Here is a 21258-nt window from a genome sequence, read left to right on the forward strand (position 1 = left end):
CCCCTTCTATCACGCCCCCCCCCCCCCCCTCAAACACCCCCCCCGGCTCCCGTCTCCCCCCCCCCCCCGCGCCCCCCCCCCCCCGGCCCCCCGGCGGGGGGGGGCCCGGGGGGCCCCCCCCGCCTCGCCGTACGGTCGGCGGCTGCGTCAGCCCGCGAACCAGCGGACCGGCTTCGGGTCGAGGTTCTGGTAGACGTGCTTGGCCTCGCGGTACTCGGCGAGACCGGAGGGGCCGAGTTCGCGCCCGACCCCGGACTTCCCGAAGCCGCCCCACTCCGCCTGGGGGAGGTAGGGGTGGAAGTCGTTGATCCACACGGTGCCGTGCCGCAGCCGGCCCGCGACCCGGCGGGCGCGTCCCGCGTCCGAGGTCCAGACGCCACCGGCGAGCCCGTACTCGGTGTCGTTGGCGAGGGCGACGGCCTCGTCCTCGGTGGTGAAGGTCTCGACGGTCAGGACGGGCCCGAACACCTCCTCGCGTACGACGCGCATCGTGCGCTCGCACCGGTCGAGGACGGTCGGCTCGTAGAAGTAGCCGTTCGCGGGGCGGGTCGCGGAGGGCTCGGGGCGCCGGCCGCCGCTGCGTACGACGGCGCCCTCGGCGATCGCCGCGTCGACGTAGTACTCGGTCTTCTCCAACTGCTGCGGGGAGACGAGGGGTCCGCACTCGACACCGTCCTCGGTGCCCCGGCCGAGCCTGATCCGCCCGGCGCGGCGGGCGAGTTCGGCGACGAAGCGCTCGCGCACCGACTCCTCGACGATGAGCCGGGAGCCGGCCGAGCAGACCTGGCCGCTGTGGATGAACGCCGCGTTGAGCGCCTGGTCGACGGCGGTGTCGAAGCCCTCCTCGGTGGCGCAGGCGTCGGCGAACACGACGTTGGGGTTCTTCCCGCCGAGTTCGAGGGCCACCTTCTTGACGGTGTCGGCGGCCGAGCGCGCGACCTTCGTCCCGCTGACCAGCCCGCCGGTGAACGACACGAGGTCGACGCCGGGGTGTCCGGCGAACCGGGCGCCGACCGAGTGGCCGGGGCCGGTGACGAGGTTGGCGACCCCTTCGGGCAGTCCGGCCTCGGTGAGCAGCCGGACCAGCGCGACCGTCGTCATCGGGGTGATCTCGCTGGGCTTCAGCACGAAGGTGTTGCCCGCGACGAGCGCCGGGGCGACCTTCCAACTGGCCTGGAGCAGCGGATAGTTCCACGGCGTGATGAGCGCGCAGACCCCGACCGGCTCGTACACGACGACGCTGTGCACGCTGTCGGTCCCGGCGTCCACGACCCGGCCCGCGCTCTGACCGGCGGCGAGGCCGGCGAAGTAGTCGAAGGCGTCGGCGACGCAGTCCACGTCGACCCGCCCCTCCTCGACGGTCTTGCCCGCGTCCCGGCTCTCCAGCAGCCCGAGTTCCTCGCGGTCGCGGCGGAGCAGGGCGGCGGTACGGCGCAGCAGAGCGGCGCGCTCGGCGACCGGGGTGCGCGGCCAGGGGCCCTCGTCGAAGGCGCGGCGGGCGGCGGTGATCGCGTCGTCGGCGTCCGCCTCGGCGCCCTCGGCGACCACGGCGAGGATGGTGGCGTCCGCCGGGTCCACTATCTCCCGGGTCTCACCGGCGAGGGCCGCCCGCCACCGTCCGCCCACATGGATGGTCTCTTCTGCCGACACGACGATCTCTGCCTTCCCTTCGCACGGTGCCGGTGGCGGCGCGGGGCCGCGCGGATCACGGGCCCGCCTCGCACCTGCCACGACAAGCGCACCCCGGGCTCGGGGTGCGACCGGGGGCACCTGCCCGGGGCGGCGGGAAAGATGCGGAACGGGGGGCGGGGAGTGGGTCGGCTCACGTTGAGCCCCGCGATCGCGGGGAGAGCCTCGGTCTCCTGGTGGCTGAGCAGCTCCCGCAGGGACCACCCCCGCATATGCGGGGAACACAGCGCGGCGGACGGCGACGACCTGACGTGGTCGGGACCACCCCCGCACATGCGGGGAACACCCTCGCTGACCTGTGGTTTCCCGGCGCCCAGGTACCGTCTACCGTCGCTTTCCTACGACCGCCCCCGCCCCGGAGACGCCCCACCCCTCCCCCGCCGCGCCCAGCGGCTCAGTACCCCTCCGGCGCGAAGTGCGCCAGCGCCGTGTCCAGGATGTCGCGCTGGTCGGTGGTGCTCGTTTCCGGGCCGGCCACCAGGATCGCGTGCTTCTTCCCGTCCGTCCCCGTGAACGCCCGCTCGGTCACCACCCGGGTGGCGCCCGTCTGCTCGTTCTCGTAGGCGTAGGACAGTTCGGCGGCGTCCCCGGAGGGGTTCTCGGGGCCGCCGGTCACCGGTCCCCGGCGGATCTCGCGGTAGCCCTCGGTCTGGGACCGCCGGTCCCGCGAGGTCTCGGCGAGGGCCTTCTCGGGGGTCAGGTCGTTCATGACCTCGAAGATCTGGAGCAGGCTGCGTTCGTCGGGCGCGGTGTAGAAGACGCCGGTCTCCTTCTCCGACCGCTCCCAGTCCTCGGGCGCGGCGACGGTGAACCCGGCCGGGTCCTCGTGGGTCGCGAAGCCCTCCGGCAGCCCGGGGCTCTCCCCGGACGGGCCGCTCTCCTCGCCCGGTACGTCGTCCCCGGCCCCGCTCAGCTCCGGGTCCGATTCCCCGGCCGTCTCCGGGGAGGCGTAGTAGCGCGGGCTCGTCGCGGCCTTGCTCGGCCCGGCGGCGGGCTTCTCGTCCCCGTCGCCCGTGCCCCAGGTGAGCCAGGCGGCGAGGCCCCCGCCGAGGACGAGGGCGGTGGCGGCCACCACGGCGACGGTCCGGCCGGCGGGCCGGCGCCGGTACGGCCCGGGGGCCCGCGGCGGCTCGGGCCGCGACCACTCCGCGAGCGGCGGGGGCGCCACGAGCGGCGCGGTCCCGGGGCGCGGCGGGGGCGGCGGCTCGTACGGCAGCGGGGCCTCCTCGGTCTCCCAGCGCTGGGCGCGCGCGTTCCAGCGGGGTGCGCCTGCGGCCATCGTCAGCCTCCCAGCAGCGCGGCGAGCGACTGCGCGACGGCGGCACCGGAGGCGAGGCTCGCCGCCAGCGGTCCGGCGAGGTCGAGGGCCTGGCGCAGACGGGCGAGCCGTCCGGGCGCGGCGGCGCCCGCCGTGTCGATCTCCCCTTCGGTGGCGGACAGTTCGGCGTCGAGTGCCTCGTTCTGCGACGTCGCGACGAAGCGGCCCAGGTCCTCGCGCAGGGCGCGGACCGCGGCGAGCAGTTCGGCCTGAGCGGGGTCGGGGGCGGGGCCCCTCCCGCGTACGTGCGAGACGACGTTGTGGTCCCCGATGCCGACGGCGCTGTTGTCCACCGAGCCGATGTGCACGGTGGGCCGCCCCGGCGCCCCGCCGGCGGCGTCCGGAGGGCCGGAAGTACCCGAGGTACCGGGCGTGTGCGTCATGTTCTTCCCCCGATCGAAGTCACTCTGTCGCGGTCACGGCGTCGGCGGCCTGGAACCCTGCGCGGGCGCCGGCCCGCCGCCCCGCGCGCCCCCGCCACGCGTACCGCTCGTCTTCCCGGTGCCGCTCGTACCGCTCGTCTTGCCGGTGCCGGTCGCTTTGCTCGTACGCCCGGCGCTCACGGTGTTGTGGTTCCCGATGCCGATCGCGCTGTCGTGCGCCGAGTCGATGTAGACCCCGCCCGACACGTTGACGATCTTCTGCTCGAACTCCTCGGTCTGCCAGCCCGCCTCCTGGAGCGCGAGCCGCACCCCGCCCGCGACCCGTTCCTGGATCGTCTTGAGGTAGCGGCTCACGTCCATGTCCTGGAAGAGGGACACGTCCTCGTCCGCCCCCAGTTCCCGCACCGCGACCGCGGGGCCCTCGGCGGGGGCTCCCGCGTTGCCGGAGAGCAGACGGCGCAGCCCGACGGCGAGCCACACGCCGAGGGTCTGGACGGACTGGCCGATCGACACGGGCATGTGCGTGAGGGCCCAGGCGATCTGGCCGGGCCAGGAGTTGTTGACGTGGCGGCGCGCGTCCCGTTCCGCCTGCCGGTACTCGCGGCGCACGGGGGTGAGCAGGTGCGGGGCGAACTCCGCCATCAGCATGCCGCCCTGCGTGTGGACCCGCACGAACACGGTGACCACCAGTTCCTCGTCCCAGCCGCCGACCCGGACGCGCAGGAAGTGCCGCCTGGCCTCGCCGCCCTCCTCCAGGGCCTCACCGCGGTGCTGTTCGAGGGCCTGCGGGTGGTACGGGGCGCCGTCCCGCGCCTCCAGCCGGTCGGCGGGCAGGAACACGCACTCGTCGACGGACAGTTCGCGCAGCCGGTCGAGGACGGTGTCGGCCGCGCCGGCGTCCGCGCGCGGCGAGGGGACGCGCAGCGCTTCGAGCTGCGGGACGATGCGGCGCAGGATCGCGCTGTTGTCCAGCGGTTCGGGCTCGCGGTCCTTGCGGGGCCGCATCTCCACGGCCAGCGTCCACGTCGAGAACGGGAAGCCGAATCCGCAGAAGGGGCGGGCCGCGTCGTACATCACGAGCGGCTGGTGCTGTTCGGCGCGCAGCCGGGCCCGCAGCCACTGCGTGCGGCGGCCCGCGCTCGTCTCCGCCGGGTCGCTCACGGCGACCGGGAAGCGGCGCGGTGACAGCTCGTTGCTGACGACCCGGGCGAACTGCCCCCGCCGCAGGGCCACGAGCACCGTCAGGAGGACGAGGACGAAGAGGATGAGCGCCGCGTCCTCCCGCCGGATGTCGAGACCGGAGCTGACCAGCCGCCAGGTGAGGTCGCTCAGGTCGGGGCCCTCGGAGAAACCCTGGTCCGGCTGCTGCGACCACGGCGTCTCCTGGCTCGCGGAGTCGTCCGAGGAGCCGGTGAACGCGACGACCGCCACGAAGAGCAGCACGAAGCCGATGACGACCCGGGCGTTCCAGCGCAGGTAGAAGGCCACCACGCGGCGCAGCAGGGAGGGGCGGGCGCCGCGTCCCCGGACCCAGCGGGCCACGCCGAGCACGAGGCTCCAGAACATGACCGTGATCAGCAGCGGGCCGGTCAGGGCCACTCCGGCCGCCCACAGGGCGAGGATGCCGCCCGCCCAGGCCGCCTCGCTCCTGCGGGCGCGCGCCGCGTGCGAGAGGACCCGGCCCGCGTCGATGCCGACGGAGGGCGCGGGGAACCGCTCCTCGTGCTCGGACAGTTCCTCTAGCACGGCCTCCCGGAACGCCCGGTCGTGGTGGACGCCGACGCACAGCAGCCGGGTCGCCTCGCTCGCGGCGGGCGGGACCGGCGGCCGGGCGGGCACGCCCGGCGCCGCCGCCGGGGGAGCCGGTGTCCCTCCCGACTGCTGAGGGAACGGGGGCTGGCTCACCGGGGGGCCTCCTCGGGCGGATGTCGCCGACTGCGTGACGGAGGCAATACTGTACGACACCACCCCCCCTGCCCCGCACCTCAAAAAAAGTGCCGAACTCGCCTCCTGGGGAGGTGAGTTCGGCACACTTCCGGATCAGGCGGACAGCGCCGCCCGGCCCGGTGCGGCTCAGATCAGGCCGAGGGAGCGCACCGCGTCGCGCTCCTCGCCCAGCTCCTTGACGGAGGCGTCGATGCGCGAGCGGGAGAAGTCGTTGATCTCCAGGCCCTGGACGATGGAGTACACGCCGTCCTTCACGGTGACCGGGAAGGAGGAGATGAGGCCCTCGGGGACACCGTAGGAGCCGTCGGACGGGATGCCCATCGAGGCCCAGTCGCCGTCCGCGGTGCCGTTGACCCAGGTGTGCACGTGGTCGATCGCGGCGTTCGCGGCGGAGGCGGCGGAGGAGGCGCCACGGGCCTCGATGATCGCCGCGCCGCGCTTGGCGACGGTCGGGATGAACTCCTCGGCCAGCCACTTCTCGTCGTTGACGACCTCGGCGGCGTTCTTGCCGGCGATCTCCGCGTGGAAGATGTCGGGGTACTGGGTCGCCGAGTGGTTGCCCCAGATCGTGAGCTTCTTGATGTCGGAGACGCCGACGCCGGCCTTCTTCGCGAGCTGGGTCAGCGCGCGGTTGTGGTCCAGGCGGGTCATCGCGGTGAAGCGCTCGGCCGGTACGTCGGGGGCGGCGGCCTGGGCGATCAGGGCGTTGGTGTTGGCCGGGTTGCCGACCACCAGGACCTTGACGTCGTCGGCGGCGTGGTCGTTGATGGCCTTGCCCTGCGGCTTGAAGATGCCGCCGTTGGCCTCCAGGAGGTCGCCGCGCTCCATGCCCTTGGTGCGGGGGCGGGCGCCGACCAGCAGCGCGACGTTGGCGCCGTCGAAGGCGACGTTCGGGTCGTCCGTGATCTCGATGCCCTTGAGCAGCGGGAAGGCACAGTCGTCCAGCTCCATGGCGGTGCCCTCGGCGGCCTTCAGCGCGGGGGTGATCTCCAGGAGCCGGAGGTTGACCGGAACGTCGGGGCCGAGCAGGTGACCGGAGGCGATGCGGAAGAGCAGCGCGTAACCGATCTGGCCGGCCGCGCCGGTGACGGTGACATTCACGGGGGTGCGGGTCATGGCGATCTCCGTAAGACAGCTGGCGGTGGGGTTCCCTGCCCCTGGGTGCTGGATCTGGTACCCGACGCCCGATGATCGATCTCTTGGCGTCAAGAGAGATCCACCGGTCAGGCTATCGCGCCCCCGCTTCCCCGCGCCCTTGGGCGGGTGTGGCCCGGCACACAGCGGCCCGCCCGGCCACGGGCGGGAGGGGTGCCGCGTCCACCACGGCGACGGCCGCCCCACCCGAAGGTGTGACGGCCGTCGCAGGGAGGGGGGTGCCGCTCCCGTGGGGGGTTGAGAATGCGTCTGCCCCGGGGCGCGCCGCTCAATCACCTCAATTTCGGCGCGGGGCCGCCAGGTGACGGGCCGTCGCCCTCCGAGCGGCCCCCGCCCGCCGGGAAACCCGGCCGCCACCTGCGTACTCCGTCGCTCCGGCCGGCCGCGGCTCCCGGGTTCATCCCGTCGTCGTGCAGCCCTTCGCGCCGCCGCCGACCGTCGCGCAGGCGCGGGCCCCCTCCGCCTCCGGTGCGGCGACCATCGGCGTGTACGCCTCCGCGTCGTCCTCGACGGCGGCCCCGCGCGTCGAGGAGCCCGCGGACACGGTGATCTCGTCCCCGGGCCCGGCCCGCGAGATCCGCGCCCAGGCGGCCCGGCAGGCCCTGCTGTACCGCACCTCGACCAGCCGGTCGCCGACCCTCGCCCGCGCGGTGGTCCTGGCCCGCGCGGCGCAGCCCATGCGCTGGGGGTCCCGCCCGCCGCACCCCCGGCCGGCGCACCGGACGCCCGCGGGCGGGTTCAGGGGACTCGCCTCCGGCGCGGTCGCGGAGGGTTCCCGCGCGCTCGCGGGGCTGTCGCCGCCGGAGCCCGGAAGCGACAGCAGCAGCACCGCCGCGAGGACGACCAGCACCCCGGCGAGGCCCGCGAAGAGCACCGTGCGCCGCCGCCCGCGCCACCGCCGGGCGCCCGGCCCCGCCCCGCGCCCCGGCGGTACGGCGCTTTCCGGCCCGCCCGGCCCATCGCCGCGTCCCCCCGGCCGGCCCGGGTCCGGGCCCGGTACCGGGCCGGCGCGGCGGCCCGCTTCTGCGACGTGCGTCTCCGGCTCCGGCTCCGGCTCCGGGCCCGCGTACGAGGGGACGGCGGCCGGGGCCGGGCCGGGCTCGCCGAGCGCCGCCCGCGCCTGGGAGATCCGGATGGCCTCCATGGTCAGGTCGTGCCGCGCCTCCGAACGGCTCCACGCCCGTTCCGCCAGCTCCCACATCGTCGTCAGGTGCGCGGGATTGGCCCCCGTGGCCTCGGCGAACGCCACGACCGCGCCTCTGGGGGCGAGCAGCCGCCCGCTCAGGTACCGCTCCCAGGACGCCCCGCTGTGACCCGTGCGCCGCGCCAGCGCCTCGACGCCCAGCCCACCGCGGTCCGCGAGCCTGCGCAACTGGCTCACGAACTCGCGTATCTGCGGGTCGAGCCCGTCCGGCAGGGCCTTCCAACGAGACATGGCCTCCCCCTTCGTCCCCATGCTCACGACGCCCCCCGGCCCGGCTCACGGACCGTCCCCCGGGGCTCTGTCCCGGACCGCGCCCGGGACCGCGCCCGGACCGCTTCCGGGGACGCGCCCGGGGGGCGGACGGTTCCGCGCCACGGGACCACCGGAGCGGGCGGGTCTCCGGGGTGCACCGTCGCACGCCCCCGGCCGGCCGGTCCAGTCAGTCGCGCGGCCGCCCGGTCCAGTCAGTCGCGCGGCCGGCCGGACACCGCCGGGAACAGCACGGCCGCCCGGCAGGCGGGGGCCGGACGCGGCTTTCCGTACGGGGTGGGGCCGGACCGCGCACGCGGAGCGGGGGGGGCGGGGTCTTCGCACCGGCAGCCGCCACGAGGTCGGTACACCTTGCCGGAATGGTCACCTCCGTGCCACAGCCGACTGCCGTGCCTTGTCCGGGGGTTGGCGCGTCCATGACCCTGGTGCCGGGCCGGAACCGGCCGGTCCGCCGCGCGGGCCGCGCACGGGCCCCGGCGCGCCGCTGCTCGTCCCTCCACGGGGGTGGGGACGGGCAGCGGGCCCGGCCGGCGGCGGTACGGCGGCCGCCCCGCCCGGCCGCTCAGTCGATGGTGAAGTGCAGTACCTCGTCGAGGAACGGGATCACGAGCCAGGGCTTGGGCTGCACCATGAGGGCGAGCAGGACGACGACCAGCCCCAGCCCCCCGTACGTCACCATGTCGGTGAAGCGGGAGCGGACGGCGAGCATGCCGACCGAGGGCAGGCACCAGCGCAGGACGGCGCCGAGCAGCAGCGCGAGGCCGACGAGCAGCGTACCGACGCGGAAGATCCCGAAGCCGGTGAGCAGCAGGCCGACGCCGGTCGTCGCGAGGACGGCGATGATCGGCCACTGACGGGCGGAGGCGGGCGCGTCGGCGGGCGCGGCACGCCCCCCGCCCTCGGGCCGCGCGGTGTCCCGCGTGAACCCGCCGACCTCCCGGGTGGCCCGCATCGGCTCCCCGTCCGGGCCCGGGGCGCTGACCACCTCGGTGACCGTCGGCCCCTCGTCCGGGTCCGCCGCGGGGGAATCGGCGGCGCGCTCCTCGTCCGGTCCGGGGGACTCGGCGGCGCGGTCCTCCTCCGCCGCCCCGGGGGACTCGGCGGCGCGGTCCTCGTCCGCCCCGGACGCCTGCGCCACGCTGGTGGAGCCTTCGCCCCGCACAGAACTCTCGCCGCTCACAGAACCCTCAGAACTCTCGCTCGTGGAAACCGTACTGCTCGTGGAAGCCGCGTCGCCCGGGGAAGCCGCGTCGCCCGGGGCGGACGCGTCGCCCGGGGCGGACGCGTCGGCGGGGTCACCGCCGGGCGGCCCACCGGCGGTCCCGGACGGCCGGGCCCGCTTCCGCGCCCCGGGACGCCCGGGGCGCACCGGCCCCACGGGTCCCTCCGGGTCCGCCGGGCCGGGCGCGGGCCCGGGACTGCCGCTCTCGTTCGGTTCTCCGGCCACGGGTTGCGCGCCTTTCCGCTTCGCCGACCTTTCCGGTGCGCCGCTCAGCTCTCGTCGAGGGCGGCGGCGCGTTCGGCGGCCTCCACGACGTTGACGAGGAGCTGGGCCCGGGTCATGGGGCCCACCCCGCCGGGGTTGGGCGAGAGCCAGCCGGCGATCTCGGCGACGCCGGGGTGCACGTCGCCGACGATCTTCCCGTTCTCGTCGCGGGAGACGCCGACGTCGAGGACCGCGGCCCCCGGCTTGACGTCCTCGGGCTTCACGAGGTGCGGCACCCCGGCGGCGGCGACGACGATGTCGGCGCGGCGCAGGTGCGCGGAGAGGTCGCGGGTGCCGGTGTGGCACTGGGTGACCGTCGCGTTCTCGGAACGGCGGGTCAGCAGCAGCGGCATCGGACGGCCGATGGTGACGCCCCGGCCGACCACGACGACCTCGGCGCCGTTGATCTCCACGCCGTGCTCGCGCAGCAGCCGCACGATGCCGTACGGCGTGCAGGGCAGCGGGGCGGGCTCGTTGAGCACGAGCCGGCCGAGGTTCATCGGGTGCAGCCCGTCCGCGTCCTTGTCCGGGTCCATGAGTTCGAGGACGCGGTTCTCGTCGATGCCCTTGGGGAGCGGCAGTTGGACGATGTAACCGGTGCACTCGGGGTCCGCGTTGAGTTCGCGGACGACGTCCTCGATCTCCTCCTGGGTCGCGGTGGCGGGCAGTTCGCGCTGGATCGAGGCGATGCCGACCTGCGCGCAGTCCCGGTGCTTTCCGGCCACGTACTTCTGGCTGCCGGGATCGTCGCCGACCAGCAGGGTGCCGAGTCCGGGCGTGACGCCCTTGGCTCGGAGGTCCGCCACCCGGGCGGCCAGCGCGGACTTGATCGATGCGGCAGTGGCCTTGCCGTCGAGAATCTGGGCAGTCATGGTTCCATCTTCACCGATGGCGCCCGCCGGGGCCCAATCCGGGTGGCCGCGCACGTCGTCGCGGGGTCCTCGCGGTGTTGCGCTTGGGCAACACCGCACCGTTACACCTGGACAAACCCGGTCGCCCCTGAGAACCATGGGCGCTACTGCGCCGCAGGCAGTGAACGGGGGGAACGCGCGCGCGCCACCTCCGCGCGCGGCCGCGTCGTCCCCGCTCAGCAACGGAGGAAATCTCGCCATGAGTTTCGGCGACCCCAACAACCCCTACGGACCGCCCCCGCAGGGCGGTCAGCAGCCCGGCGGCCAGCAGCCCGGTTACGGCGGCCAGCAGCCCGGTTACGGTGCCCCGCAGGAGCCCGGTTACGGGTACCCGCAGCAGGCCCCGCAGGGCGTACCGCAGCAGGGCTATCCCCAGCAGGGCTACGGCTATCCCCAGGCCCCGCCCGTGCAGCCCTACGCCGGCCCCTACCCGGGCGGCTCCGGTTACGGCGAGGCTCCCCCCCTCGCCCACTGGGGCCTGCGCTTCCTCGCCACCCTCGTGGACGGACTGACCTTCGCGGTGCCGTACGTGTTCGTCGGCCTCGGTGAGGGACTGGACATCCCGGCGCTGACCTTCGTCGGCGGACTGCTCGTCATCGGGTGGGCGATCTACCAGCTGATCCTGGAGGGCCGCAAGGGCCAGACCATAGGCAAGCGCACCCTCGGCATCAAGCTGGTGTCGGAGAGCACCGGGCAGCCGATCGGCGTGGGCATGGCCTTCGTCCGCAGGCTCGCGCACTTCCTCGACAGCATCGCCTGCTACCTGGGCTGGCTGTGGCCGCTGTGGGACGCCAAGAAGCAGACCTTCGCCGACAAGGTGTGCTCGACGCTGGTGATCCGCGCGCGGTGACCACCCGCCGGCCCCCTGAGCGGAGACGGACGCACGGGGGCCGGTGACGGACCGTACGGGCCGTGGGCGGCCGGATCTCCGGTCCGCCCACGGCCCGTCCGCGTTCCCGCGCCGGCTCGTGCCGGTGCCGGGCCCGCGCGGCGGACGGCGCCCGCGCGAGGACCGGCGCCCGCGCGGCGAGAGTCCCCGCGCGGGGTGTGCTCGCGGGGGGTGTGCTCGCGGGGGGGTGTGCTCGCGCGGGTGTCCGTGTCAGTGGAAGAAGTGGCGCGTGCCCGTGAAGTACATCGTGACCCCGGCCTTCTTCGCGGCCTCGACGACGAGTTCGTCGCGGACCGAACCGCCGGGCTGGGCCACGGCCCGGACGCCGGCGGCGAGCAGGACCTCCAGACCGTCGGGGAACGGGAAGAACGCGTCCGACGCGGCGTAGGAGCCTTGGGCGCGCTCAGCCCCGGCGCGCTCGACGGCGAGCTTCGCGGAGTCGACGCGGTTGACCTGGCCCATGCCGACGCCGACCGAGGCGCCGTCCTTGGCGAGCAGGATCGCGTTGGACTTGACGGCCCTCGACGCCTTCCAGGCGAAGGCCAGTTCCCGCAGTCCGGCCGCGTCGAGCGGCTCACCGGCCGCGAGCGTCCAGTTCGCCGGGTCGTCGCCCTCGGCCTGGAGCCGGTCGGTGGCCTGGACGAGCGCGCCGCCGTCGATCTGCTTGGTCTCGGTCGCGTTCGCCGGGGCGCCCTCGGCCCGCAGGATGCGCAGGTTCTTCTTCCGGGACAGCGCCTCGACGGCGCCCTCCTCGTAGCCGGGCGCGACGACGACCTCGGTGAAGATCTCCGCGACCTGCTCCGCCATCTCCCTGGAGACGGGGCGGTTGACGGCGATGACCCCGCCGAAGGCCGACAGCGGGTCGCAGGCGTGCGCCTTGCGGTGCGCCTCGGCGACGTCCGCGCCGATCGCGATGCCGCAGGGGTTGGCGTGCTTGATGATCGCGACGCAGGGCTCGTCGTGGTCGTACGCGGCACGGCGCGCGGCGTCCGTGTCGGTGTAGTTGTTGTACGACATCTCCTTGCCGTGGAGCTGCTCGGCCTGGGCCAGCCCGCCGGTGCCGTCGACGTAGAGCGCGGCGCCCTGGTGCGGGTTCTCGCCGTAGCGCAGGACGTTCTGGCGCGTGTAGGTGGCGCCGGTGAAGTCGGGGAAGCCGCTGTCGTCGGCGGCCGCGTAGCCCTCGGCGAACCACGAGGCGACGGCGACGTCGTACGCGGCGGTGTGCTGGAACGCCTCGGCCGCGAGCCGCTTGCGGGCGCGCAGGTCGAAGCCGCCCTGGCGCGCGGCGTCGAGCACGTCGGCGTACCGCCCGGGGCTCGTGACGACGGCGACGGAGGGGTGGTTCTTGGCGGCGGCGCGCACCATCGAGGGGCCGCCGATGTCGATCTGCTCGACGCACTCGTCGGGGGTGGCCCCCGAGGCGACGGTCTCCTTGAACGGGTACAGGTTGACGACGACCAGATCGAAGGGCTCGACCCCCAGTCCGGCGAGCTGCGCGCGGTGGTCCTCCAGGCGCAGGTCGGCGAGGATGCCCGCGTGCACCTTGGGGTGCAGGGTCTTGACCCGGCCGTCGAGGCACTCGGGGAAGCCGGTCAGCTCCTCGACCCTGGTCACCGGTACTCCGGCGGCGGCGATCCGCCCGGCCGTCGAGCCGGTGGAGACGAGCTGGACGCCCGCCTCGTGCAGCCCGCGCGCCAAGTCCTCCAGGCCGGTCTTGTCGTAGACGCTGACGAGCGCGCGGCGCAGCGGGCGCCGGGTGGTGGCGGAGCTGTCGCCGGTGTCGGTGGTCGTGGACTCGGTAGTCACGGAACCAGAACCTTTCGTCCCTCAATGCGGTAGCCGTGGCGGGCCAGACGCCCCACGACCTCGACGAGCAGCCTGCGCTCGACGTCCTTGATACGTGCGTGGAGGGCCGCCTCGCCCTCCGGGGAGTCCTCTTCCACGACCTCGACCACGCCCTGGGCGATGATCGGGCCGGTGTCGACGCCGTCGTCGACGAAGTGGACGGTGCAGCCGGTGACCTTCGCTCCGTAGGCGAGGGCGTCCCGTACCCCGTGGGCGCCGGGGAAGCTGGGCAGCAGCGCGGGATGGGTGTTGACGACCCGGCCGCCGAAACGGGCCAGGAACTCCTTGCCGACGATCTTCATGAAGCCGGCCGAGACGACGAGGTCCGGGGAGTGCGCGGCGGTCGCCTCGGTGAGCGCCCGGTCCCAGTCGGCGCGGCTCGCGTGGTCCGCGACCCGGCACACGAAGGTCGGCAGCCCGGCCGCGCGGGCCCGCTCCAGTCCGGCGATGCCCTCCCGGTCGGCGCCCACGGCGACGACCTCGGCCCCGTACGCCTCCGGGCCCTGGGCCTCGATCGTGTCCAGCAGGGCCTGGAGGTTGGTGCCGGAACCGGAGACCAGGACGACGAGACGGCGGACGGCGGGGGGCGGTGCGGAGGCCACGCGGGGGCCCTTTCTCGGGTGACGCCGCCGGTCCCGCCCGGTGGGCGGTCCCGTACGACGGGCGTGCGGCGGCTGGCGTGCGGTGCGGGGGGCTGGGGGCGTTCGGGAGGTGTTCTGCGGGTGGGGTCGTGGCGGCTCCTGCGGTCCGGCCGGCGCCGTACAGCCCGTGCACGGCCCGTGTGCCCGGTCCCCGCACCGCGACCGGGCGGCCCGGGGCCCCTCGCGTTCGCCGCCGCGCGCCGCGCACCCCTGGTGGATCTTTGGTGGATCACACGAAGGCTGCGCGCCTCGCCATACGGGGAACTCTACGAAGCCGCCGACCGTCAGCAACGATACCGGCACCTGCGCCCGGCCCCTCCGGGGGCTTGATGGGCGGGGGCCGCGGGGCGGCGGTGCCCGCCGGTCCGGGCGGGGCGGGAATTGGGGGCCGCCCCGCACAGACGGGTGCGGGCCCGGCAGGTAGCGTCAAGGGTGCCCGCCCCTGTGCCGGGGCGGGCGGGGAGCCGCCGGCGACTGTCCGACAGCCCGTGCGACCGGCTCCCCGCCGTCCCAAGTCCGCCCGCCGCCCGCTCCGTCCCGCCGCCCGCAAGCGACTCGTCCAGCCGTCCGGCCCCGCCCGCGCACGGCCTCTCACCTAGGGGAAGACGCACTCCTGATGCCGGACCGACCCTCCCGACCGACCCTCCGTCTCCCGCGGCCCGCCGGGGCCGTCGCCGGGGGGCCGCTCGGCACCCTCCCCATCGCGCCCGCCCCGTCCACGGCCGCCACCTCCCCCTTCTCCCTCTCGTTCCCGGGTCCCGCCCGGCGCACCGGCGACGAGGACGGCGACGGCGGGAAGGGCGGGCAGAAGGGTGGGACGAGCGACAAGAACGGCAGGAGCGGCGGGGGGCCGGGGCGCGAGGGCTCGCAGGAGGACAACCCCTTCGCGCCGCCGCCCGAGGACCGGCCGGACCAGCCCTGGCAGCCCCGTCGTCCGCAGGGCGGCGGGGACGGCGAGGGCGACGGGAACGGCGGCTACCAGCCGTGGGGCGGGCAGTGGAGCGGCAACCAGCCCGGCCCCTCGCGGGGCGGCGGTTTCGGTGACCGTCCGGGCCGCTCCCCCGAGGGCCCGCGGAACCCGCAGGGCGGCCCGCCCCGGCGCCAGTTCGGCCCGCGCTGGGACCCGACCGACCCCGTGCAGCGGCGCGCGCGGTACGCGCTGATGGCCGGCATCTGGGGCCTGTTCTCCGGCGTGCTGCTCGGCTGGACGTATCTCGCGCTGCTGCTCGGCGCGCTCGGGCTGTACTGGGGCGTCGTGGCGGTGGCGCTGCGCGGTACGGCGCGCACCCCGGAGGAGACCGAGGCGGCGCTGCGCGCGGCCGCCAACGGCGGCGACCCGCAGGAGGCGGCCGAGGCGGCTCGCGGCTCCGACGCCCCGGCGTCCGGGGCCCGGGGAGCGACGGCCACGGCCTTCCGCCCCGCGACGGCGCCGCCCGGAGCGGCCCCGCGGCCGCGGGAAGACCCGCGGCGTACGCGTCCGCAGGTCCCCTCGGCGGTGGGCGGCATCGTCACGTCCTCGCTGACGCTGGCGGCCGTGGCCCTGGTCTTCCTCGGCCAGCTCGTGTACCGCGACTACTTCACGTGCGTCAACGACGCGCTGACCAACGAGTCGAAGCAGTCCTGCGACCGCCACCTCCCGAAGGAACTGCGGCCGCTGCTGGGCGAATAGACGGAAGACCCGCCGGGTTCACGTGCCGTCAGGCGTCCCGTGGGGCGGCGTCTCCCCGGTGTCCTGGACGGGGCCGTTCGCGGGGGTCCCTTGGTCAGCGGGGCCGTTCGCGGAGGTCCCCTCGTCAGCGGGGCCCTTCGCGGGGGTCCCTTCGTCAGCGGGGCCCTTCCCCGCCGCGCGCTCACCGGCCTCCTCCTCCCCGCCCTCGGTTCCACCGCCCGTGCCCGGCGCTCCGGTACGCGCTTCGCCGCGCCTCGCCTGGTCGGCCGCGGCGCCCCCGGCCCCGGCGCTTCCGGGGGCGGCGCTTCCGGGGGCGGCGCTCCCGGTCCCGGTGTCCCCGGTCCCGGCGTCCCCGGTCCCGGTGTCCCCGGCCGGTGCGGAGGGCACGGGGGCGGCGGGCGGGAGGACGGCGCCGGGCGCCGTGAACTCGTACGGGTCGAAGACCGGATAGGCGGTGTCCGCCTCCGGAGCGCCCTTGCCGTCCGGCCGCCCGCCCGCCGCCGCGCCTGTCGCCGTACCCGGGCCCGCGTCCGTACCGCGGCCGTGGGCCGGGGTGCCGGGCTGCGGGACCTCCCCTTCCGTCCCCTTGCCCCCGGCGCTCCCCGGTCCCCGGCCCGGGACGTCCGCGGCCGCCGGGTTCCGGTCGCGGCGGGGCAGCCACCAGCGGCCCTCCAGCGCCTCCCGGACCCGCGCCTGCGTCTCCGCGCGGGCCTCGGAGGCCGCCCCGGGACTCCCGTGGCCCGGCCGGACGAGGAACGCCTCCTTGCCGCGCAGCCCCCAGGCCCGTACGCCGAGCGCCCCGGGTACGCCGAGCAGCGCCGTCCAGCCGAAGGCGGCCGCGCCGACCCGCCAGCCGACGGGCCCGAACTCGGCGAGCGCGCCCGTGCCCAGCGGGCCGCCCGCGAGCGCGGAGAGCAGGGCGAGGCCCAGTCCGCACAGGAGGGCGCCGCCGGCCGCCGCGTACGCCGTCGCGCCCACCGTCCACACCGTCCGCGCCCCGGCGGTGGCCGCGCGCCCGCTCACCCGGGCGACGGCGAGCCCGGCGAGCACGGGGAACCCGAACACGGCCCAGCTCAGCGGCGTACCGCCGCCCGCTTCCGGCACCCCCACGAGCAGCGGGAACGGTGGCATGCCGGGCAGCGGGTCGGCGGCCCCGGGGGCCACCACGTGCCCGGCGCCGAGCAGGAAACCGGGGCCGAGGCAGTAGGCGGCGCCCCACACGGCGGCGTTCGGCACGAGGCAGACGGCGAGGAGCAGGACCCCGAAGAGACCTGACCACACGTCGGTCAGCCCCTCGAAGGAGGCGCGGGTCGCGGCACCGTCCGAGACGAGCGCGAGCGCGACGAGCAGCGCCCCGGACCCGAGCAGTACGAGGACCCCGGCGCCCGCCGCCCGGTACACGGCGCGCAGCACCTCGGGACGCGCCCACGCGCGGGCGCCCGCGCCCCTCGCGTACCGCGCGAGCGGGTCGGGCCACCCGTGCGCCGCCGAGACACCGGACGCGACCGCGAGCGCGGCGAGCAGCGGCACGTGGACGAGAGCGCTCAGCGGTACGGGAGCGGGGTCGCCGCCGAGCGCGTAGAGGAGGGCGGCGCCCGCTGTCGCGAGGTACCCGGCGTAGACCCCGGCGACGGCGACGCCCCTGCCCCGCGGGCGGCTCGCGGGGGGCCACAGCGGCGGTTCCTGGGGTGGTTCGGCCGCCTCACGGGCCGCGCGGTGCAGCAGCCACAGCGGCAGCACGGTGAGCAGCAGCGGGACGAGGCCGAGCGGAGCCGATGCCCCGGTCAGCTCGTTCTGCCTGGTCAGCTCGGTTCCGTGGGCGAGGAACCACAGGGCGGCGGCGAGCCGGAGCGCGCCGCCGGGCCCGCTGTCGGGGAAGGGCGAACTGATCCACAGCCCCGTCACGAGGACGGCGGCGGCGCCCAGCCCGAGGCCGGCGGCGACCGCCCCGCCGAACAGCGAGGCGACGAGGGCGGGGGCCCGCTCCCGTGCGCGGGCGAGGGGGCCGCCGGGGGGCGGGGACGCGGTGGCGGAGGAGGGTCCTGGCTCGGTCGTCTGGGTCACGGGGCCATGCTCCCAATGACGCACACATTCCTCGCGTAACAAGCGCATACCGGAGGTGTCGATCAAAATACTCTTATGCGATTTTGCGTGCGAAAGGGTGAGCGTTCAGGTCCTCGCGGGGAGGGACGCCGATGACGTCCCGCACCCGCACTCCGGCCGTCCCGCTCCCACCACCGGAGGAACGACGCCGGCTGAGGGAGCGTCACTCCCTCAGCCGCGCCCGGCTCGCCGCCCGCCTGGGGGTCAGCCGCGAGATCCTCCGCAAGTGGGAGAACGGCCGCACCGAACCCCGGGGCGGCGAGCGCGAGACCTACGCGAAGGTCCTCGCCACCCTGGCCGGCCCCCCACCCGGCCCCGAAGGGACGCAGCCCTCCGGGGAGCCGTCACCGGCGCCGGAAGCGGACGGACGCGAAGACGAGGGCGGGGGCGGGGCCCGGGGCGGCCACGGCGGCGACCGCGGGGAGGGCACGGCGAAGGCGGCCACCGGAACGGAGCCGGATGGGGAAGCGGGAGCGGAAGGGGAAGCGGGAGCGGACCCGGAACCCGCGGCCGAGGCGCGGACGGAGCCGGGAGGGGAAGCCGGCGCCGACACGGGCCCCGCTCCCGTCCCCGGCCCCGCCTCCGATCCCGATCCCGCCCCTGCCCCTGCTCCCGTTCCCGACGCCCCCTCCCCCGTCGCGGCCTTCGCGGAGCTGTACGACGCGACGTCAGCCACCCTCGTACGCCAGGCGTATCTGCTGACCGGGCGGCCCGGCACGGCGGCCGACGCGGTGCTGCGCGGGTTCCAGCTCGCCTGGGAGCACTGGCCAAAGGTCGCGGTGGACCCGGACCCGAGAGGCTGGGTGCGGGCGGCGGTGCACGAGTACGCGCTGTCGCCGTGGAACCGTTTCCGGCCCGCCTGCCGGGGGCCCCTCGTCCCGCCCGCCCACGCCGGGGACGCCGCGCTCCTCGGCGCGCTGCTGACGCTGGCGCCCAGGCACCGGCGCGCCCTGTTGCTCCACGAGGGGGTGGGCCTCGGGCTGCCCGAGACGGCGGCGGAGACCGAGGCGAGCACCCCGGCCACCGCGAGCCGGCTGGCGCACGCCCGCGAGGCCCTCACCGCACGGCTTCCCGAACTCCTCGCGGCGCCGGAGGAGTTGGGGCGCCGGCTGCGGGAGTTCCCGGGCGCGTGCGAGGTGCCCGGCGGGCTCGCGCTGCCGGACGCGCGGCGCGCACTCGCGCGGGGCGAGAGCGTCGCGCGCCGGCGCACGGGCGCCTCTCTCGCCCTGACCGGCCTGATCGCCCTCGCGACCGGCTACTGCCTGCTCACCGCCCCCGACGACTTCGGCGACCGGGGCGCCCCCGTCACCGGTTACGTCGGCGACGCCGCGGTCCACCCCGCCGCGGGGCCGCCCGGCGCCCCCGTACCGCGGTTGCGCGAGGCGCTGCGGAACGGGGTGGCCGACGGCCCGCAGCGGCTCGTCCCCGAGCCGCGCTGACCTCGTTCTCCGGCCCCGCCGGTCTCGTACGGGGGCCGGCAGGGGCTGGCGGGGCCGCGCCGCCGGAGAGGGCGCCACCTGCGTGTCCTGTCCCCGTACGCCGAAGGGCCCGCGTCCGGCCGTACGACGAGAAGTCGTACGGACCGGGCACGGGCCCCCGGGCGCGGCTCCGGACGGCGGCCCGGCCGTCGGGGACGGCGGCGGGCCGGCCGGGGGGAGCCGGCGGGACTCAGCCGTTGAGGACGGCGCGGGCCAGCTTGGCGGTCTCGGTCGGGGTCTTGCCGACCTTGACCCCGGCGGCCTCCAGGGCCTCCTTCTTCGCCTGGGCGGTACCGGCGGAGCCGGAGACGATGGCGCCGGCGTGGCCCATGGTCTTGCCCTCGGGGGCGGTGAAGCCCGCGACGTAGCCGACGACCGGCTTGGTCACGTTGGCCTTGATGTAGTCGGCCGCACGCTCCTCGGCGTCGCCGCCGATCTCACCGATCATCACGATGAGGTCGGTCTCCGGGTCGGCCTCGAAGGCCGCCAGGGCGTCGATGTGCGTGGTGCCGATGACCGGGTCGCCACCGATGCCGACGGCGGAGGAGAAGCCGATGTCGCGCAGCTCGTACATCATCTGGTAGGTCAGCGTGCCGGACTTGGACACGAGGCCGATGCGGCCGGGCTTGGTGATGTCGCCCGGGATGATGCCGGCGTTGGACTGGCCGGGGGTGATCAGGCCGGGGCAGTTCGGGCCGATGATGCGGGTCTTGTTGCCCTTGCTGCCGGCGTACGCCCAGAAGGCGGCGGAGTCGTGCACCGCGATGCCCTCGGTGATGACGACGGCGAGCGGGATCTCGGCGTCGATCGCCTCGACCACGGCGGCCTTCGCGAAGGCCGGCGGGACGAAGATGACGGACACGTCGGCGCCCGTCTCCTTGATCGCCTCGGCGACGGAGCCGAAGACCGGTACGGAGGTGCCGTCGAAGTCGACGGAGGTGCCGGCCTTGCGCGGGTTGACGCCGCCGACGATGTTGGTTCCGTCGGCCAGCATGAGCTTGGTGTGCTTCATGCCGGTGGCGCCGGTCATCCCCTGGACGATGACCTTGCTTTCCTTGGTCAGGAAAATAGCCATGGTGTGGTGACCTGTTCCCTTACTTCGCAGCCGCGAGCTCGGCGGCCTTGTCGGCCGCGCCGTCCATGGTGTCCACGCGCTGCACCAGCGGGTGGTTGGCGTCCGACAGGATCTTGCGACCCAGCTCCGCGTTGTTGCCGTCGAGGCGGACGACCAGCGGCTTGCTGACGTTCTCGCCCTTCGACTTGAGGAGCTCCAGCGCCTGGACGATGCCGTTGGCGACCTCGTCGCACGCGGTGATGCCGCCGAAGACGTTGACGAACACGGACTTGACGTCCGGGTCGCCGAGGATGATCTCCAGGCCGTTCGCCATGACCTCGGCGGAGGCGCCGCCCCCGATGTCGAGGAAGTTGGCGGGCTTCACGTTGCCGTGCGCCTCACCGGCGTAGGCGACGACGTCGAGGGTGCTCATGACGAGACCCGCGCCGTTGCCGATGATGCCGACCTCACCGTCGAGCTTGACGTAGTTGAGGTTCTTGGCCTTGGCGGCGGCCTCCAGCGGGTTGGCCGCGGCCTTGTCCTCCAGCGCCTCGTGCTCGGGCTGGCGGAAGTCGGCGTTCTCGTCGAGCGAGACCTTGCCGTCGAGGGCGATGATCTTTCCGTCGCCGGACTTGATCAGGGGGTTGACCTCGACCAGGAGGGCGTCCTCCTCGACGAAGACGGTCCACAGCTTCTGGAGCGCCTCGGCGATGCCGTCCTTGACGTCGGCCGGGAAGTTCGCGGCGTCGACGATCTCGCGGGCCTTCTCGGGGGTGACACCCTCGTTGGCGTCCACGGCGATCCTGGCGAGCGCCTCCGGCTTGGTGGCGGCCACCTCCTCGATCTCCATGCCGCCCTCGACCGAGGCCATGGCCAGGAAGGTGCGGTTGGTGCGGTCCAGCAGGAAGGAGACGTAGTACTCCTCCGCGATGTCCGCGGTCTGGGCCAGCATCACCTTGTGGACCGTGTGGCCCTTGATGTCCATGCCCAGGATCTGACCGGCCTTCTCGACCGCGTCCGCCGGGTCGGAGGCCAGCTTCACGCCACCGGCCTTGCCGCGGCCGCCGACCTTGACCTGCGCCTTGACGACAGCCTTGCCACCCAGCCGCTCGGTCGCCTCGCGGGCCGCCTCAGGCGTGTCGATGACTTCACCGGCCAGCACCGGTACACCGTGCTTGGCGAAGAGGTCCCTCGCCTGATACTCGAACAGGTCCAC

16 protein-coding genes are annotated in these 21258 nt (G+C 75.3%); 3 read left to right on the forward strand and 13 right to left on the reverse strand.

Features of this window, described 5'->3' with window-relative positions; genetic code table 11:
• Positions 1–147: 147 nt before the first annotated feature.
• From ACFYMP_RS24770 to ACFYMP_RS24805, 8 genes are all read right to left on the reverse strand, one after another.
• Positions 148–1650 (reverse strand): aldehyde dehydrogenase family protein, encoded by a 1503-nt coding sequence (locus ACFYMP_RS24770; protein ID WP_388861575.1) that lies wholly within the window; start codon positions 1648–1650, stop codon positions 148–150.
• A 433-nt stretch (positions 1651–2083) separates the two neighbouring features.
• Complete coding sequence (locus ACFYMP_RS24775; RefSeq protein WP_388861577.1) at positions 2084–2968, reverse strand: hypothetical protein; 885 nt, start codon at positions 2966–2968, stop codon at positions 2084–2086.
• A gap of 2 nt (positions 2969–2970) precedes the next feature.
• On the reverse strand, positions 2971–3390 hold the full coding sequence (locus ACFYMP_RS24780; protein ID WP_388861579.1) for a hypothetical protein: 420 nt from the start codon (positions 3388–3390) through the stop codon (positions 2971–2973).
• Between the two features lie 33 nt (positions 3391–3423).
• Positions 3424–5295, reverse strand: a complete 1872-nt coding sequence (locus tag ACFYMP_RS24785) for a hypothetical protein (RefSeq protein WP_388861581.1) — start codon at positions 5293–5295, stop codon at positions 3424–3426.
• Between the two features lie 168 nt (positions 5296–5463).
• Entirely contained in the window at positions 5464–6453 is a 990-nt protein-coding gene (locus ACFYMP_RS24790; protein WP_388861583.1) for a malate dehydrogenase, read from the reverse strand.
• Between the two features lie 436 nt (positions 6454–6889).
• Positions 6890–7927: a DUF2690 domain-containing protein gene (locus ACFYMP_RS24795; RefSeq protein WP_388861585.1), complete on the reverse strand. Its 1038-nt coding sequence runs from the start codon at positions 7925–7927 to the stop codon at positions 6890–6892.
• A gap of 601 nt (positions 7928–8528) precedes the next feature.
• Positions 8529–9104: a DUF3017 domain-containing protein gene (locus ACFYMP_RS24800; protein WP_388861587.1), complete on the reverse strand. Its 576-nt coding sequence runs from the start codon at positions 9102–9104 to the stop codon at positions 8529–8531.
• Between the two features lie 353 nt (positions 9105–9457).
• Complete coding sequence (locus ACFYMP_RS24805) at positions 9458–10324, reverse strand: bifunctional methylenetetrahydrofolate dehydrogenase/methenyltetrahydrofolate cyclohydrolase (protein ID WP_388861589.1); 867 nt, start codon at positions 10322–10324, stop codon at positions 9458–9460.
• Positions 10325–10562: 238 nt separating this feature from the next.
• Between ACFYMP_RS24805 and ACFYMP_RS24810 the strand changes: the two genes are divergently transcribed.
• Positions 10563–11213 (forward strand): RDD family protein, encoded by a 651-nt coding sequence (locus ACFYMP_RS24810; protein ID WP_388861591.1) that lies wholly within the window; start codon positions 10563–10565, stop codon positions 11211–11213.
• Positions 11214–11462: 249 nt separating this feature from the next.
• On the opposite strand, the gene purH is transcribed toward ACFYMP_RS24810, so the two are convergent.
• Together purH and purN are read right to left on the reverse strand one after the other, a co-directional pair.
• A complete protein-coding gene (gene purH / locus ACFYMP_RS24815; RefSeq protein WP_388861593.1) occupies positions 11463–13058 on the reverse strand; it encodes a bifunctional phosphoribosylaminoimidazolecarboxamide formyltransferase/IMP cyclohydrolase in 1596 nt (531 codons plus the stop codon).
• Positions 13055–13699 (reverse strand): phosphoribosylglycinamide formyltransferase, encoded by a 645-nt coding sequence (gene purN / locus ACFYMP_RS24820; protein ID WP_388861595.1) that lies wholly within the window; start codon positions 13697–13699, stop codon positions 13055–13057. The genes purH and purN overlap by 4 nt, the downstream gene beginning before the upstream one ends.
• A gap of 655 nt (positions 13700–14354) precedes the next feature.
• On the opposite strand from purN, the gene ACFYMP_RS24825 reads away from it, so the two are divergent.
• Positions 14355–15407 (forward strand): hypothetical protein, encoded by a 1053-nt coding sequence (locus ACFYMP_RS24825; RefSeq protein WP_388861597.1) that lies wholly within the window; start codon positions 14355–14357, stop codon positions 15405–15407.
• 18 nt (positions 15408–15425) lie between these two features.
• Here the strand turns inward: ACFYMP_RS24825 and ACFYMP_RS24830 are convergent, their stop codons facing one another.
• A complete protein-coding gene (locus tag ACFYMP_RS24830) occupies positions 15426–17471 on the reverse strand; it encodes a DUF6350 family protein (RefSeq protein WP_388861599.1) in 2046 nt (681 codons plus the stop codon).
• Between the two features lie 131 nt (positions 17472–17602).
• Between ACFYMP_RS24830 and ACFYMP_RS24835 the strand changes: the two genes are divergently transcribed.
• A complete protein-coding gene (locus ACFYMP_RS24835; RefSeq protein WP_388861601.1) occupies positions 17603–18949 on the forward strand; it encodes a helix-turn-helix domain-containing protein in 1347 nt (448 codons plus the stop codon).
• Positions 18950–19178: 229 nt separating this feature from the next.
• On the opposite strand, the gene sucD is transcribed toward ACFYMP_RS24835, so the two are convergent.
• Together sucD and sucC are read right to left on the reverse strand one after the other, a co-directional pair.
• Positions 19179–20063, reverse strand: a complete 885-nt coding sequence (gene sucD / locus ACFYMP_RS24840) for a succinate--CoA ligase subunit alpha (protein ID WP_388861603.1) — start codon at positions 20061–20063, stop codon at positions 19179–19181.
• Positions 20064–20082: 19 nt separating this feature from the next.
• Positions 20083–21258, reverse strand: coding sequence for an ADP-forming succinate--CoA ligase subunit beta (gene sucC / locus ACFYMP_RS24845; RefSeq protein ID WP_388861605.1), 1176 nt, complete (start codon positions 21256–21258; stop codon positions 20083–20085).

This window comes from Streptomyces sp. NPDC007088, from assembly GCF_042869355.1.
Taxonomy (GTDB): domain Bacteria; phylum Actinomycetota; class Actinomycetes; order Streptomycetales; family Streptomycetaceae; genus Streptomyces.